The organism is Tenacibaculum sp. 190524A02b (assembly GCF_964036645.1).
GTDB classification, from domain to species: Bacteria; Bacteroidota; Bacteroidia; order Flavobacteriales; family Flavobacteriaceae; genus Polaribacter; species Polaribacter vairaonense.
This window is the reverse complement of the sequence record NZ_OZ038525.1, coordinates 3,977,506-3,992,740: the sequence shown is the minus strand read 5'-3', so window position 1 is coordinate 3,992,740 and position 15,235 is coordinate 3,977,506. Positions and strand designations below refer to the sequence as shown.

Here is a 15,235-nt window from a genome sequence, read left to right as displayed (position 1 = left end):
AAAATGAAAAAAATTATATACATAGCTATTGCATTACTATTGGTAGGATGCACAAAAGATTTTGAAGACATTAATACAAACCCAAACTTCCCTGTAGATGTTCAACCTAATTTATTACTTAGAAAAGTAATATATAACTACGGAGAAGCCATGTCTTACGAAGGATTTGTTGCTGGAAACCTACTAAGTCAACAACTTACCGCCTTAGATTTTAACTTATTTGACAGACATGCTTTAAAATCACCACAACTAGGAGGAAATCCTTGGGAGATTTTTTACACCAATCTTCGAGATAATGAAATTATTCTTAATAAATCACAAACCAACACTGCTTTTAAAGTTTATGAAGGTCCTGCTTTAATTTTTAAGGCCTATATGAGCATGGCTTTAACCGATTTATTTGGTGATGTTCCATATAGCGAAGCTTTTTCTGGCGATAAAAAAACAGCAACCCCAAAATATGATTCGCAAGAAAGTATTTACCTTAGTAATGGTGGAATTATAGACAACTTAAAAAAAGGAATTACTGCTATTCAAAACTACAACGGAAACCTACCTTTAGAAGGCGATGTATTATATAACGGTAACTTAAACAATTGGATTAAGTTTGCTAATTCATTACATATAAAAGCGCTAATTAGAATTTCTTCTAAACAAAATGTTTCTACTGAATTACAAACTCTTGTAACAGAAAGCAACTATATTAAAACGAATGCCGAAAATGCTATTTTTCAATTTACTAATAGTGAACCTAACAATTTTAGAATGGCACGTTTAAGAGCTGGTGATTTTAACAACTTTGTAATGTCTGAAACTATTGAGGAAGTATTATACACTCTTAACGATCCACGAGTAGCCATACTATTTCGTCCTTTTGGCAACGCTACTGGCAATGAATACAACGGGTTAATTAACGGAATTGATGCTTCACAAACCACCATTTCTTTAAGTGATTATTCTTTAGCTGGCACTATTTTCAGAGAAAACACTGGAGATCTTAAAGCAAATTACATGACAGCTTGGGAAACTAATTTTTTATTAGCTGAAGCTGCACACAAAGGAATCATTAGTGCAAACAGCAAAGAACTATATGATTTGGCAACCACACAAGCTTTTGAGTATTGGAACATTACACTTCCAACTGATTATTTAAATACAACCGCTGCTTTTGATACCACTAAAGGACTAGAGCAAATTATTACTCAAAAATGGATTGCCAATACTATTAACGGATATGAAGGATGGATTGAATATCGTCGTACAGGATTCCCTAACCTAAAACCAGTTTCAGCAAGTTTAAACAACGGACTAATTCCTATTAGAATGCCTTATCCTGCTGAAGAAGAAACTTTAAACAAAATAAATTATACAAAAGCAGCACTAGCTACAGATAATAACAGTATCAACTTTAAGGTATGGTGGAATCAATAGTTAAAAATATTTATGAATGAATCTATACAAATATGGCAATGGGGACTTTTAATAGTTTCTAGCATTTTGTTTTTAGTTTTTGCACCTATAGCTAAAACTAAAGAAGCATTTTTTAATGCTTCTAAAAAAAACAAAGCTCCCAATGCCATACTATTAACTGGAAGCTTAGTTATATCTTGGATTTTTGCCAAGAGTATAACCAACGCTGCTAATTTAGGATTACACTTTGGTTTAGTTGGCGGTATTGCATATGCAGCTTACTATCTATCTTTTGCCGTTGCAGGTATAGTTATATACCAATTACGTACCCAAGGTAATTTTAATAGTATTCATCAGTTTTTAAACACAAGATTTGGCAATACCTCCATTCTTGTGTTTTCAATAGTAATACTTATCCGACTTTTTAATGAAATTTGGTCCAACACCATGGTAATTGGTTCTTATTTTGGCAATGCAGGTAGCACTTCTTATTACAGTGCTATTCTTGTTTTCACTTTATTAACCTTAGCTTATGCTTTAAAAGGTGGGCTTAGCAGTAGTATATTTACAGATGCTGTTCAAATGGTGTTTTTTGCTATCCTTTTAAGTATTATTCTTTGGACTATTTTTTCTACCGATAATTTCACTGTAAACACCATTACCAATTCAGGCACATGGAGTATGGCTTTAGGAGGCAACCTAATTATTGCAGCGCTTATACAATCTTTCAGCTACCCGTTTCACGACCCCGTATTAACAGACCGTGGGTTTATTAGCAACCCTAAAACTACTTTAAAAAGTTTTCTTTGGGCAACTGTTATTGGCTTTGTTTGTATTGTACTATTTAGTTTTGTGGGTATTTTTGCGCAATCTAAAGGATTAGAAGGACAAGCCGCTGTAGCTTTCAGTAAAACTTTTGGTATTGGTATTTTACTAGTCATTAATTTTATTATGATTACCTCAGCAGCCTCAACACTAGACTCTACTTTTTCTTCTACCGCTAAACTAATAGCTATAGATCTAAACATAAAACCTACTGTTTCTTTTGGTAGACTAGTTATGGTTGCAGTTACCATCATAGGAACTATCCCTGTGTTTTTGGATGCCTCTATCCTATCAGCCACCACTATTAGTGGTACTATGGTTATAGGCTTAGCACCAGTTTTTATACTTTGGAAAATAAAAGCGCCTAAAATTAGCTTTTACCTCTCTGTAGGTGGTGGACTCGTTTTTGGCTTTTTACTCGTTTTTAACACATTTCCCTCTTCATTAATTTTCACCTCTGGTAAATATGCTAATTTATTATGGATTAATGTTTGGGGAAGTATTACTTGTTTCATTCTTTATTTAGTACCTGTATGGATAAAAAAACAATAGATTTAGGAACCATAAAAGGAAAACTTCTGCTTTTTGGGGGAGTTTACAGCAACCTACAAGCACTAGAGGCACTTATAAATATTGCAGAGCAAGAAAACATTTTGCCAGAAAATTGTTTTTGTACTGGAGATATTATAGGCTATTGCGCACAACCGGAACAAACCTTAGGTACGTTTATTAAATGGGGTGCGCAAAGTATTATTGGTAATGTAGAGCAACAATTACGAAACGGAGATACCGATTGTGGTTGTGATTTTAAAGCTGGTACTCGATGCGATACTTTTTCTAAATCTTGGTATCCTTTTGCACAACAACAGTTATCTAAAACTTCTATTGATTGGATGCAATCTTTACCAGATCATATTAGCTTTACTTACAATCATAAAAAATGTACAATAGTACACGGAAGCTATCAACATATTTCTGAGTTTGTTTTTAAATCTACTCCGTGGAACACCAAACAAGCTTCTTTTACTGCCACAGATAGTACTATTATTATTGCTGGGCATTGCGGACTCCCTTTTACACATACCAACAAAGATAATTTATGGATAAACCCTGGCGTAATTGGTATGCCTGCTAATAATGGAAAGCCTCATGTATGGTATGCTATTATAGATGATACAAATGGTTTTAACTACACCTTTAAAACCTTAAATTATAACTACAAAGAAGCCAATAGGTTAATGACTTTATTTGGACTACCTAATGCCTATGCTAAAACATTGATTTCTGGTATTTGGGACAACATGGAAATACTCCCTACAGAAGAACGCCAATGGAAAAATAAAGACTTGACAACATTAATAAATAACTAAATCTTATAAATTCACTATTTTTAAAGGATGATTAGAATGTAACATGAATGAATATTTAGAACTTATAAAAAACTCCTATACTGGCTATTGGAACTACCTAAAACAATCCGTATTATTTCAAACCCAATGGGATAATTACTTTTACGGTCTTATTATTATTTCCCTAATAGTATGGATATTAGAATTAGTATTTCCTTGGCGCAAAAACCAGTCGGCTTTTAGAAAAGATTTCTGGTTAGATACTTTTTATATGTTCTTTAATTTCTTTTTACTTAATCTTATTGTATTAATCGCACTTTCCAACACTACCGAAAAGCTATTGAATGATCTCCTTGGTTCTTTTAACCTATCGGTTGCTAGCTTTCAATTATTCGACATTAATAGCTTTCCTTATTGGTTACGATTAATAGTGTTTTTTGTGGTACTTGATTTTGTGCAATGGTTTACACATACTTTATTACATAAATACCCTTTTTTATGGAACTTTCATAAAGTACACCACTCGGTAAAACAAATGGGATTTGCCGCACATTTAAGATACCATTGGATGGAACCTGTTGTGTACAATTCTATGAAATATATCCCCTTAGCTATTATGGGCGGTTTTACAGCACAAGATGTAGCTATTGTTCACTTTTTTAATATTACCATTGGACATTTAAACCATGCAAACATCAATATAGATTATGGCATTTTAAAATACATTTTCAACAATCCTAAAATGCATATTTGGCACCACGCCAAAGAACTACCACCTGAAAGACAAAACGGTGTTAACTTTGGAATTACCCTAAGTATTTGGGATTATCTTTTTAATACCAACTATATTCCATACAACGGACGTGATATAGAAATTGGTTTTGAAGGTGACGAGCATTTCCCTAAAGATTTTATTAATCAAGAACTTTACCCTTTAAAAAAGTAACACAACTTTAGTGTACTAAAAACTTATGTCAAAAAACTTATTATTAATATTTACCCGAAACCCAGAACTAGGCAAAGTAAAAACCAGACTAGCTAAAACTATTGGAGATGAAGCCGCTTTAGCCATTTATAAATTCTTACTAAACCACACTAAAACAGTAACCACTTTTGGCGCTTTTGACAAAGCTGTTTACTATTCAGTAAAAGTTAGAGAAAACGATATTTGGGATACCAACACTTACCTAAAGTTTCCACAACAAGGAAGCAACTTAGGCGAACGTATGAAAAATGCTTTTCAAGATGCTTTTGATAACAACTACGATAAAGTAGTAATTATTGGTAGTGATTTGTACGACTTAAAAGCCCATCATATAGAAGAAGCTTTTGAAAAACTTTCTACCAACGATGTTGTTATTGGTCCAGCAGAAGATGGTGGTTATTATTTACTGGGCTTAAAAAAGGTACATACAAATATTTTTGAAAACAAAGCTTGGGGTACAGAAACTGTTAGGAAAGATACCTTAAACGATTTACAAAACGTTTCCCTACATTTGCTAGAACCTCTTAATGATATTGATGTGTTTGAAGACATTCAAAACACACCAATATTCAATCAATTTTATAAGTAAACTCCTCGGGGGAAGCCCACGAGACATTTAATAAGATAATAAATTTAATTTCGAGGCAAGTCTCAGGGCATTATACCCTTTGCGGTGCCAATAAACATATACCTTAACATGAAAAAGCAACAACTACAAGAAACTAAAACATACTTACAAAACAAAGGCATCACAAACCCTGAAATTGGTATTGTATTAGGTACCGGCTTAGGTAAATTAGTAGATGAAATTTCTATTGAGCAAACCATTCCATATGCAGAAATCCCACACTTTCCACAAGCTACAGTGGAATTTCATTCAGGAAAACTAATTTATGGAGTACTTGCTGGGAAAAAAGTACTCGTAATGTCTGGAAGATTTCACTTATACGAAGGGTATAACCTATGGGAAGTTACTTACGGAATCCGTACCATGCACCAACTAGGAATTAAAACCTTATTAATTTCTAACGCCGCAGGTGCTGTGAATTTAAACTTCAAAAAAGGAAATTTAATGCTTATTGAAGATCATTTAAACCTGCAAGGAAGCTCTCCTTTAGCTTTTAAAGGAGCTTCAGAATTTGGCGATTTATTTGCAGACATGCTTGAACCGTATTCAAAAGATTTGAATACTAAAATGAAAGCTATTGCTAAAACTAACGACATAGATTTGAAAGAAGGGGTTTATGCTAGTGTTGTAGGCCCACAGTTAGAAACAAGAGCTGAATATAGAATGTTACAAATTTTAGAAGTAGACGCCGTAGGAATGAGCACCGTACCAGAAGTAATTGTAGCCAAACACTTACAGTTACCATGTGCTGCGGTTTCTGTATTAACTGATGAGTGTGACCCTAAAAACTTACAACCTGTAAATATTCAAGAAATAATAGAAGTAGCAGGTAAAGCGGAACCTAAAATGATTACCCTATTTAAAGAATTAATAGCGGATATTTAATGATAAGAAACCAACAAATTGCCGTACTTCTTATACGACTTATATTAGGTCTCATATTCTTTTTTCAAGGGTTTGGGAAAGTCTTTAAGTTTGGGTTGCAAAATGTATATGAAAACTTTTTTCTAAAAGGTTATGGAGATTTACTCCCAAATTTCATACTATTACCCACAGCTTATTACACGTCTATAGTTGAATTAGTTGGTGGATTACTCGTTATTATAGGGTATAAAAGAGACTACGCCTTGTATTTTTTAGCTTCTGTTTTAGTAATTGTTACTTTTGGTCATGGACTTAAAGAGCCTATTTGGAATCTTTCTCATGTTTTTTACAGAACCACCTTACTAGCAAGTTTACTTTTACTACCTAAAAAATTAGACATCTATTCAATAGATTTTTTATTAAACAAAACCGTTAAATGAGTTATTTAGAAACTACTAAAAATGTATACAAAGAAGCAGCCTTAACACCAGATGTTGGTTTATGCTGTACTACCAATCCTATTTGGGAATTACCAGGATTAAAAATTCCAAGAATAATGCAGGAAATGAATTATGGATGCGGCTCTACAGTACACGCCCGTGATTTAACCAACAATCCTAAAATATTATATGTAGGTGTTGGTGGCGGTATGGAATTATTACAGTTTTCGTATTTCTCTCGTCAAAAAGCAGGTGTTATAGGTATAGATGTGGTAGATGAAATGTTAGCAGCTTCACAAAAAAACTTTTTAGAGGCAGAAGAACAAAACCCATGGTTTAAAAAAGAATTTGTTGATTTACGCAAAGGAGATGCTTTGCGTCTTCCAGTAAAAGATAATAGCATTGATGTTGCTGCACAAAATTGCTTGTTTAATATCTTTAAAACGGAAGAATTAAAAAAAGCGATTGCTGAAATGCATCGTGTACTCAAACCTCACGGACGTTTAGTAATGAGTGACCCTACTTGTGAACAACCTATGAACGATACTTTACGTAATGATGAACGTTTACGCGCCTTGTGCTTAAGCGGTAGTTTACCTATTACTGAATATGTGAAAATGCTAACTGATGCTGGTTTTGGTACTATTGAAATAAGAGCTAGAAAACCGTATCGTATTCTAGACCCAAAAAATTACCCTACAAATGAATTAATCTATATAGAATCTATTGAAGTAGCCGCTATTAAAGACCCAATGCCAGAAGATGGGCCTTGTGTTTTTACAGGAAAAGCAGCTATTTACTATGGTAAAGAAGATTATTTTGACGATAAAAAAGGGCATACTTTATTAAAGAACCAACCTTTAGCCATTTGCGATAAAACTGCTAAAGCATTAGCAGACCTTGGTAGAGATGATATATATATTAGTGAATCTACTTTCCATTATGATGGTGGTGGCTGCTGTTAAAACACTTAGTAAATATTCAATTATACTTCACTCCTCCATGTATTGGAGGAGTTTCTTTTTATCTCAATATAGAAGCTACAAATCAATTTTTATTAAACTGAATATCTACTAAAAATTAAACAGAACGCTCCGCGAAGGTCGCTGAAAGCTCTGTTCACTCAACTGAACGTTCCCCGACACTCGCTGACGCTTCTGTTCAACAAAAAAAGCTTTCCCGAAAGTCGCTGACACCTCTGTTCAACAAAAAAAGTCTCTCCAACACTCGCTGACACTTCTGTTCTCAATAAAAAAGCTTTCCCAGCCTTCGGAGGAACTTCTGCTAAGTTTCAAACTTATTTCCACACCTCAAACATACTTTTACTCAACATTTCTTTACCAAATAGATAACACTTCTTATGACTCAAAAACAAATATTAATGAGTTTTTACCTTTTAAAATTGGAAACTATCAAATTAATGTTACACGCTTTTATATAAGATTAAATTACCTACCCAAAATACAATATTACCACATATACAATACATGTGTTAAATTAATTAGGGCACAAGATTAATTAATTGTTAATAAAACAACAATAAACCCAATTTAATCTACAATTATGAAATATTCAAGCAAAAAAATGAGATTTCACTCAATGAAAACCTTTTTCACTATAACTTACGCAATCCTACTTTTCATCTCTTGTAATGACACAAATGAAGTAGACCTTATAGAAACACCTGAAATACAACAAGAATTACTAAAAACTGATTGTTTTCATACTTCTACAAAAGGAAACACCAACACTCAACAAAGAGACATAATACAAAACGACTTAAATTATTACTGGACAAATAATACGGTTTCATTAACTAATTCACAAAATATAACGTATCGCTTAGCAGGAAATCATATTAATACCTACGAAAATGCTATTAGTAACGCTGCAGCTGTATTAAATGCATTATCTAATAGCATTAACATAACTCTAGCTCCTACTAATGCATTAGCAAATACTGTAGATATTACTATAAACTGTAATGATACTGGAAGAACTTGGGGGCAGTTTCCTAATAATAACAATATAGGCCGTCAAATAGACTTAGGTGAAGGTGCTTTTCGAATTAGAGATAACCAAAGATGGTTAACGCGTTTAATTATTCATGAGTTTCTACACACTTTAGGACTAAGACACCCAGTAAACAACGTACCTACTAACTCAAATCGTATCAACATTAACTCCCAAATTACTAGATCAACCATCATGTATTCTCCCGGGGTAAATAGTGTTCCTGGAAATATAGGAAATCTTAATGGCACTGACACTGGACATTTTACAATTGCTGACTTAGAAGCTATTAATACAAGGTATCCTGTAACAGCAATCCCTAGCATTACTAATACAGAAAATGACGGTTCTTTTATGATTCATTGGGCAGACTTCACAAAAACTAGTTTAGGAGACTGGACAGCACTTAACAATAGTGAGCCTCAAGGCGCATTAAGCAGTTTTAGATTTGATAATGGTAATGGTGCTAGATCTAATAAAACAACCAGTTACATAGTAGGTACTTCAGAAACAAGCAACTGGTTAATTAGCCCAAAACTTTATATAAAAGCAGGAGACCAAATCACTTTTAGAGTAAGAGCGGCAAGCGGAACTACAGAATCCTATTTTGAATTACGTTTAAGTGATGCAGTAAATAATATTCAAGGACCAACTCCAAATAACAACAATGCAAATGATGTAGGTAGTTTTAATACTATACTTAGAACTACTGTACAAGGAGCTTCGGGCGCATGGAATTTTCCTAATAATAATGGTTGGCAACGATACACTGTTACTATTCCTAATTCTGCAGGAAATAATCGCCAATTAAGAAAAATAGCCTTAATACATAAGTCTGACAATGATAAAAACACAGGAGTATTTCATATCAATTATGTTGGTATCACAGGAAGTAGTTTCTAAAAATGAAAGAAACTAGTTTTTACAAAAAAAATAAACTATTGTTTAAAGTTAAAATAAAAAAGAGGATGGTAGTCATTCTCTTTTTTTTGTACTTTTAGACTAAAATTTCGTTCCATGAAACGAGTACAACTTTTTGAATTTGAAGACTTTTCTTGGCTTCCCAAATTTATACGAGCTAGTATTACCAATTTATTAGCCTTATTATTAAAAAAATTAAAAATACAAGAAATTATTACCTCCTTACTACAAGATATTCAAACTAAACATTCATTCAATCAAATTGTAGATTTAGGTGCAGGTTCCGGTGGTGTTATGCTAGATGTGGTGGAGGAATATAATAAAAACAGAAAACTCCCAATTAAACTATTACTCACTGATTTGTTTCCGAATCCTAAAATAATTAATCAAATTAATAATAGTACTCCTGAATATATTTATTACAGCTCTGCTCCTACCAATGCTACTAATTTTGAAACAGTTCCAGAAGGGTTAAAAACAATGATGAATAGTTTTCATCATATGTCTCCTGAAAATGCTAAAAAAATATTGAAAACGGCCCAACTAAACAAACAACCTATTTTAATTTATGAAATGGGTATTAACAATATACCGCTAGTATTTTGGTGGTTATTCCTCCCTATTTCAATACTAATAATGTGCATTATGGTATTTTTTATGACCCCTTTTGTAAAAAACATAACTTTTAAACAAGTTATATTTACTTATTTAATACCTGTAATACCATTAATTTACGCGTGGGACGGACAAGCTTCCTTAGTTAGAATGTATACTTTTAAAGATATAGAAACCCATTTATTAGCTAATTTACCTAAAGACAATTCTTATACATGGAAAATAGACACTGCTAAAAATAGTGAAGGAAAAACACAAGGATATTATATTTTAGGTTTACCTATTGCTGAGTAAAAATTAATTTCAGAAACAATACATTTGCATAAGAAACTATTTTGCAAAACCCTATACTATGAAAGTTTTAGTAACCGTTCTATTCATCATTTTTATACTTTGGATGATTACTGGAAGTTATTTACTTCAAATTACACATCCAAAAGCACAAATAGTCATGGGGCTTGGTGTATTTTTCATGGCCTTTATTTTAATGCCTGTTTTTATTTACTACAGGTATAAAGATGGGAAATACAAAAAGTATATTATGAATAATAATAGTGATGATATAAAAAAAGACTGAGAAAATTCTCAGTCTTTTACTTTACAAAATAATGTTAGTTTTTATTCTGTTTTATTTTAAAGCAGGTGAATAGTTTGTTGGATAATCAGCCGCTTTAGCAAAACCATTGGTAGCATTTTTAAAGTTAGACCCAAACTTACTATCAATTGCTTCTAATATTTTATTAGCCATTAATGCATATCCTCTTCCTGTTAAATGAATTCCATCTAAACCAACTAATCCACCAAACACCAAGCTTGTATTCACGTTAAATTCATCAAACATAATTCCTTTAGAAGCTTCTTCTAAAATAGCTTTAAAATCAACTAAAGCAACATTAGCATTACCAGTTACTAAACTTTCAATAGTTGTATTGTATGCATCAGTAGCCGTTTTAATACTTGCTTGCTCTTGCGGTGTTAACACCCATTGATCAGCTAAAGGTAATGTAACCCCTTCTGCTGAAAACTGAGCTGCTAAAGCATCTGGTAAGCCTTGTGCTTTTAAAGCATCAACATTTGCTGCATTCACCTCCCCAATAATACCACTACTTGGTAATACTATTAAATCTTCTTTTGTTGCAGGTCTTGCTTTACCATAGGTAGCTCCTAATAAATTAGCTACATTTGGTGCTGCTGCTGCTGGCAATCCAAACTGTTGTACAAAAGCTGGAAACTGTGGATTATTGTTTAAAGCAGTTATAATTGTAGTTGTTAAATCAGGTGCATCCTCATCAATAATAACAACTGGATTCCCTTCAGTGTACTTAAATTCAATAACTCTATCCGTTTGTCCAACTGCTGTAAATACCGCATTAATAGCTCCATACACCGTATTTAATGTAGGTATTTGTGCTTTTAAACTTGCATTAGTTCTTGGATCTAATGGGTTATGAGGTACCGTTGTAAAATAAGGTAATGAAGTAATATACGGTACTGTTGCCACTACTCCTTTAGCTCCAGTTCCTGTTAATGCATTTACCATTCCTGAAAACACTCCTGCAAAAACGGTAGGATCAGTAATATCATTAGATCCATAAGCGCTTAAAGGATTTCCTTTTCCAGTTTGATCTATTCCTATACCTCCAGAAATTGCATATCCAAGTACATCATTTCCTCCTACTTCAGACATTGTAAAGAATGTTGGTGCTTTGGATGCTGCTTCTGCTATAACTGTTGATTGTGTTGGTGCCATTCTTACAAAGTAAGGATTAGCTGTAGGTGGTACAGTTACTAAACCAGCTGCACTTCCATAACCAGGCGCTACAAAATGATAACTTTTAGCTCCTGGAATACCATAATTATGAAAGTTAGGTGCATTAGTTGCAGGTGCTCCAAGTATGGTACCAGGTTTATCAGTTAACCTTTTAGGTGCTCTTGTTGTTGGATCAAAATAAAAACGAGGTTCTGCATTAGGAGCTGCCATATTCGTAGCAGGGTTTAATAAACCTCCAATATTATCCCCCATTAAAGGTTGATTGAAATCTCCACCATTTCCCATCTTAAATTTTGAAGCCAAAATGTTAGGAAAAGAGTTTTGTTGTCCTATTGCAAATAATGCTCCATCAGTAAAACCTGCTGTAAAAGAAGCTCCAACCGCAATATAGTTTGAAAAATCAGCTGAACCTTTATCTAAGTTAACAACTGCTGTTTCAGGGTTTTTAATTTCTGGTAATGTATTATCTACATCACAAGCTGCTAATCCTAAAAACAAAGCAGAAATGAATGTATATTTTATTGTTTTCTTCATGTTAAGTCTTTTTTAGTTATTAATAGTCCAAGAAACGTAGTACTGAGATCCAATTGCTCCAACCCCAGGGGCACTTAAATATTCTTGTCCTGTTAAATTAGTTCCACCAATTTTAAATGTAGATTTAATAGATGGTACATTGTAGTTCATTTGCGCATCAATTACTGTTCTTGCATCAACATTTCCTTCTAAGAAGGTAGACTGCCAGTAAAATTCATTTTGCCAACGTGCATTAATATTAAATCCAAAGTTTTTAAATAAATTTGGATGCCCAAACTGCATTTTAACTTTGTGTTCTGGTGTATTAAAACCTGCTTCAAAATCTGGATCTTTAGACTGATCAAAATCAAACTTAGACCATGTATAATTCATCCCTATATTGAATCCTTTAAAGATTTTTGTATTCAATCCAATTCCTAAACCATAAGAATTTACATCAACTACCGAGTTTGTTTTTACACTAAACGTTTTAGCCAAATCTCTATTAGACAAATTTGCTACGGTAGGAAGGTCATTAGGATTCACTAACACTACAACATCTTTATTAGCAATAAAGTCCGAATACATATTATAATATGTACTAAAATCAACCGACAACTTATTATCACCTAAAGGTAAAGCTGCACGGTAACCTACTTCAAAAGATTTAACTTTTTCTGGTTTTACAAATGCAGTTTCAACCAACTCTGGATTTCCATTTCTAACTGAGCTTGCAGAATAACCTCTTGTAAATGCATCATTTCCTGATAGGATAAAAGAATTACCATTACTATCTACTACTGTTGAAGAAAATCTATCTAAGTTATCAGGTGCAGTACCTAATATAAAACCTGCACCAGTTGCTAAACCAATATATTGATCTTGCGTAGTTGGGTTTCTAAAACCTGTTTGAAAAGAAGCTCTAAAGTTGTGGTTCTTATTCTCTCCAGCTGCATATGCTAAAGATACTCTTGGTGTAAAGTTTCCTTCAAAATTGTCTGACTTATCATAACGGATAGACCCAGTAAATTTTAAACGATCATCTAACATCTTCTTTTGAATTTGTGAATAAATACCAAATTCTCCATACTCAATTGGTCCTCTAGCATCTGTATAAATGGTTCCAAAAGAGTTTAAACGATACAACCTATAAGAACCTCCAAATTGAACCTCTGCCCAATCAATATAGTCTCTTAAGTTTAAGTTACCATCAGCATGATAGTAACTTGTATTATCTTTAAACTTAGACCCTGTCATTAAATCAGGATCAGAAGTAACTTCATTAAGCAATTGGTTAAATGTAGCAGAACCAGGCTTAGGCCTACCTGTATCAGCAATTTGTCTAGCTAAAGCATGTGAACCTGTGTTTAAATAAGTTACTGCATATTGGTTAAACCAATCTGTATTTGACTTCCACTTACTATTCATGTTAATAGCTGCAAAACGTGTATCATAAGAATTTCCTGCGTCCTCTCCAGCATAATAACCTCTAATAAAGAAACTCTTCCCTCTCACTTCTAATTTATGCTGTTGCATAAAGAAGTCTTTTAAGCTATATCTATTTTGTCCTTGATAAATTGTATTACCTGTTCCAAACTTAGAGTTCCAAATAATTTCAACTCTATCATTTCCTAAAGGGCGAAAATGTAAAGCTCCATTAAACTTAACACTCTTAGCTTCATTATTCATTAAATCTACCTCTCTATATCCTGTTCTACTAACTTTTCCTATAGCACCTCCTAAATCTACAGATACTTCATCTCCATAAATGTTAGCTCCGTCATAATTAGGATCATCAGTATGATTCATCCCTGGAATATAAGTCCCTCCAATACCAGTGGTATTTCTATAATCAGTAGCATGCCATTCTTCACCTTTCAAGTAAGACATACTAGCTTTTACTGCAAAATAGTCATCAAAAGCATGCCCTAGACGAATAGTTGTATCATAAAACATATTATCTCCTGCAGCTTCTTGAGAAGTTAAACCTGTTTTTAAACCTACTGTAATTCCTTGCTCATTAAATGGGTTTTTACTACGCATCAACATAATACCATTAAATGCATTAGCACCATATAATGCAGATGCGGCTCCAGGTAAAATCTCAACACTCTTTACATCTACTTCAGAAATTCCTAATAAGTTACCAATAGCAAAGTTTAAAGCTGGTGAAGCATTGTCCATACCATCAACTAACTGTACAAAACGCTCGTTTCCAAAAGTTGCAAAACCACGAGTATTTACAGTTTTAAATGTTAAACCTCCCGAGTTAATATCAATTCCTTTTAAATTCTCTAATCCGTCATAATAAGAAGCGGAAGCAGTATTTTTAATGGCTCTAGAATCAAAACGCTCAATCGTTACTGGTGATTCCATAACACGTTCTGGTGTTCTTGATGCAGAAATCACTACCTCATCTAAGGAAGTGGCATTTTCTGTTAAGCTCACTTCTACAACCTGATTATTTTGAGTTATTTCTACCTTTTTTGTTTGATAACCTAATGAAGTAATCTCTATAGTAAAAGGAGGAGTATCTGTTACTTTTAAAGTAAATTTCCCATCAAAATCAGTAGAAGTCCCTACTGTCTTTCGGGCTACTTTAATGTTTGCACCCGGTAAGGGGCCGCCTAATGATGCGTCATTCACCGTACCTGTTATAGTAGTTTGTGCAAACATCATACTACTACATAGCGCAAATGCAACAAGCAATAATCTTTTTATCATAATGTGTAAAATAATTTGTTAACTTACCGCAAAATACGATTTTTTTTCATTTTCAAAATATTTGTGTTAAAATTTATTAAAAAACAAACAATTAGCTAACAGCTGATATAAAAATGATAGTATCCTATTTTTAATGTTAACTATACTTTACTTTATTTTGTACATGTTGTACATTTG

13 protein-coding genes are annotated in these 15,235 nt (G+C 33.1%); 11 read left to right on the top strand and 2 right to left on the bottom strand.

Annotated features, from left to right (window positions below; all coding sequences use genetic code 11):
• Positions 1 to 3 precede the first annotated feature (3 nt).
• The 11 genes from ABNT65_RS15970 to ABNT65_RS15920 all read left to right on the top strand — a co-directional run bounded on the left by ABNT65_RS15970 (position 4) and on the right by ABNT65_RS15920 (position 10,627).
• A complete protein-coding gene (locus tag ABNT65_RS15970; protein ID WP_348746282.1) occupies positions 4 to 1,431 on the top strand; it encodes a SusD/RagB family nutrient-binding outer membrane lipoprotein in 1,428 nt (475 codons plus the stop codon).
• Between the two features lie 12 nt (positions 1,432 to 1,443).
• Complete coding sequence (locus tag ABNT65_RS15965) at positions 1,444 to 2,787, top strand: sodium:solute symporter (protein WP_348705254.1); 1,344 nt, start codon at positions 1,444 to 1,446, stop codon at positions 2,785 to 2,787.
• Positions 2,769 to 3,605, top strand: coding sequence for a metallophosphoesterase family protein (locus ABNT65_RS15960; protein WP_348746281.1), 837 nt, complete (start codon positions 2,769 to 2,771; stop codon positions 3,603 to 3,605). The genes ABNT65_RS15965 and ABNT65_RS15960 overlap by 19 nt, the downstream gene beginning before the upstream one ends.
• Before the next feature lie 43 nt (positions 3,606 to 3,648).
• The gene (locus ABNT65_RS15955) at positions 3,649 to 4,530 is read left to right on the top strand and encodes a sterol desaturase family protein (RefSeq protein WP_348705249.1); all 882 of its coding nucleotides are present in this window, start codon (positions 3,649 to 3,651) and stop codon (positions 4,528 to 4,530) included.
• A gap of 25 nt (positions 4,531 to 4,555) precedes the next feature.
• Positions 4,556 to 5,158, top strand: a complete 603-nt coding sequence (locus tag ABNT65_RS15950) for a TIGR04282 family arsenosugar biosynthesis glycosyltransferase (protein WP_348746280.1) — start codon at positions 4,556 to 4,558, stop codon at positions 5,156 to 5,158.
• 108 nt (positions 5,159 to 5,266) lie between these two features.
• The gene (locus ABNT65_RS15945) at positions 5,267 to 6,082 is read left to right on the top strand and encodes a purine-nucleoside phosphorylase (protein ID WP_348746279.1); all 816 of its coding nucleotides are present in this window, start codon (positions 5,267 to 5,269) and stop codon (positions 6,080 to 6,082) included.
• On the top strand, positions 6,082 to 6,501 hold the full coding sequence (locus tag ABNT65_RS15940) for a DoxX family membrane protein (protein ID WP_348705241.1): 420 nt from the start codon (positions 6,082 to 6,084) through the stop codon (positions 6,499 to 6,501). Before ABNT65_RS15945 ends, ABNT65_RS15940 begins: the two co-directional genes overlap by 1 nt.
• Positions 6,498 to 7,466, top strand: coding sequence for an arsenosugar biosynthesis arsenite methyltransferase ArsM (gene arsM, locus ABNT65_RS15935; protein WP_348746278.1), 969 nt, complete (start codon positions 6,498 to 6,500; stop codon positions 7,464 to 7,466). The genes ABNT65_RS15940 and arsM overlap by 4 nt, the downstream gene beginning before the upstream one ends.
• Before the next feature lie 619 nt (positions 7,467 to 8,085).
• Positions 8,086 to 9,417, top strand: coding sequence for a choice-of-anchor J domain-containing protein (locus tag ABNT65_RS15930; protein WP_348705237.1), 1,332 nt, complete (start codon positions 8,086 to 8,088; stop codon positions 9,415 to 9,417).
• A gap of 114 nt (positions 9,418 to 9,531) precedes the next feature.
• Entirely contained in the window at positions 9,532 to 10,344 is an 813-nt protein-coding gene (locus ABNT65_RS15925) for a hypothetical protein (protein ID WP_348705236.1), read from the top strand.
• A 58-nt stretch (positions 10,345 to 10,402) separates the two neighbouring features.
• A complete protein-coding gene (locus tag ABNT65_RS15920) occupies positions 10,403 to 10,627 on the top strand; it encodes a hypothetical protein (RefSeq protein WP_348705234.1) in 225 nt (74 codons plus the stop codon).
• 51 nt (positions 10,628 to 10,678) lie between these two features.
• On the opposite strand, the gene ABNT65_RS15915 is transcribed toward ABNT65_RS15920, so the two are convergent.
• Both ABNT65_RS15915 and ABNT65_RS15910 read right to left on the bottom strand, forming a co-directional pair.
• Positions 10,679 to 12,355: a G-D-S-L family lipolytic protein gene (locus ABNT65_RS15915; RefSeq protein ID WP_348738687.1), complete on the bottom strand. Its 1,677-nt coding sequence runs from the start codon at positions 12,353 to 12,355 to the stop codon at positions 10,679 to 10,681.
• 12 nt (positions 12,356 to 12,367) lie between these two features.
• Positions 12,368 to 15,058, bottom strand: coding sequence for a TonB-dependent receptor (locus ABNT65_RS15910; RefSeq protein WP_348746277.1), 2,691 nt, complete (start codon positions 15,056 to 15,058; stop codon positions 12,368 to 12,370).
• Between the last annotated feature and the right edge of the window lie 177 nt (positions 15,059 to 15,235).

What these genes read in the sequence shown, in the direction of transcription:
- ABNT65_RS15915 (WP_348738687.1), bottom strand. Translation starts at nt 12,355, where the DNA reads ATGAAGAAAACAATAAAATATACATTCATTTCTGCTTTGTTTTTAGGA.
- arsM (WP_348746278.1), top strand. Translation starts at nt 6,498, where the DNA reads ATGAGTTATTTAGAAACTACTAAAAATGTATACAAAGAAGCAGCCTTA.
- ABNT65_RS15950 (WP_348746280.1), top strand. Translation starts at nt 4,556, where the DNA reads ATGTCAAAAAACTTATTATTAATATTTACCCGAAACCCAGAACTAGGC.
- ABNT65_RS15925 (WP_348705236.1), top strand. Translation starts at nt 9,532, where the DNA reads ATGAAACGAGTACAACTTTTTGAATTTGAAGACTTTTCTTGGCTTCCC.
- ABNT65_RS15955 (WP_348705249.1), top strand. Translation starts at nt 3,649, where the DNA reads ATGAATGAATATTTAGAACTTATAAAAAACTCCTATACTGGCTATTGG.
- ABNT65_RS15930 (WP_348705237.1), top strand. Translation starts at nt 8,086, where the DNA reads ATGAGATTTCACTCAATGAAAACCTTTTTCACTATAACTTACGCAATC.
- ABNT65_RS15940 (WP_348705241.1), top strand. Translation starts at nt 6,082, where the DNA reads ATGATAAGAAACCAACAAATTGCCGTACTTCTTATACGACTTATATTA.
- ABNT65_RS15920 (WP_348705234.1), top strand. Translation starts at nt 10,403, where the DNA reads ATGAAAGTTTTAGTAACCGTTCTATTCATCATTTTTATACTTTGGATG.
- ABNT65_RS15960 (WP_348746281.1), top strand. Translation starts at nt 2,769, where the DNA reads ATGGATAAAAAAACAATAGATTTAGGAACCATAAAAGGAAAACTTCTG.
- ABNT65_RS15945 (WP_348746279.1), top strand. Translation starts at nt 5,267, where the DNA reads ATGAAAAAGCAACAACTACAAGAAACTAAAACATACTTACAAAACAAA.
- ABNT65_RS15965 (WP_348705254.1), top strand. Translation starts at nt 1,444, where the DNA reads ATGAATGAATCTATACAAATATGGCAATGGGGACTTTTAATAGTTTCT.
- ABNT65_RS15910 (WP_348746277.1), bottom strand. Translation starts at nt 15,058, where the DNA reads ATGATAAAAAGATTATTGCTTGTTGCATTTGCGCTATGTAGTAGTATG.
- ABNT65_RS15970 (WP_348746282.1), top strand. Translation starts at nt 4, where the DNA reads ATGAAAAAAATTATATACATAGCTATTGCATTACTATTGGTAGGATGC.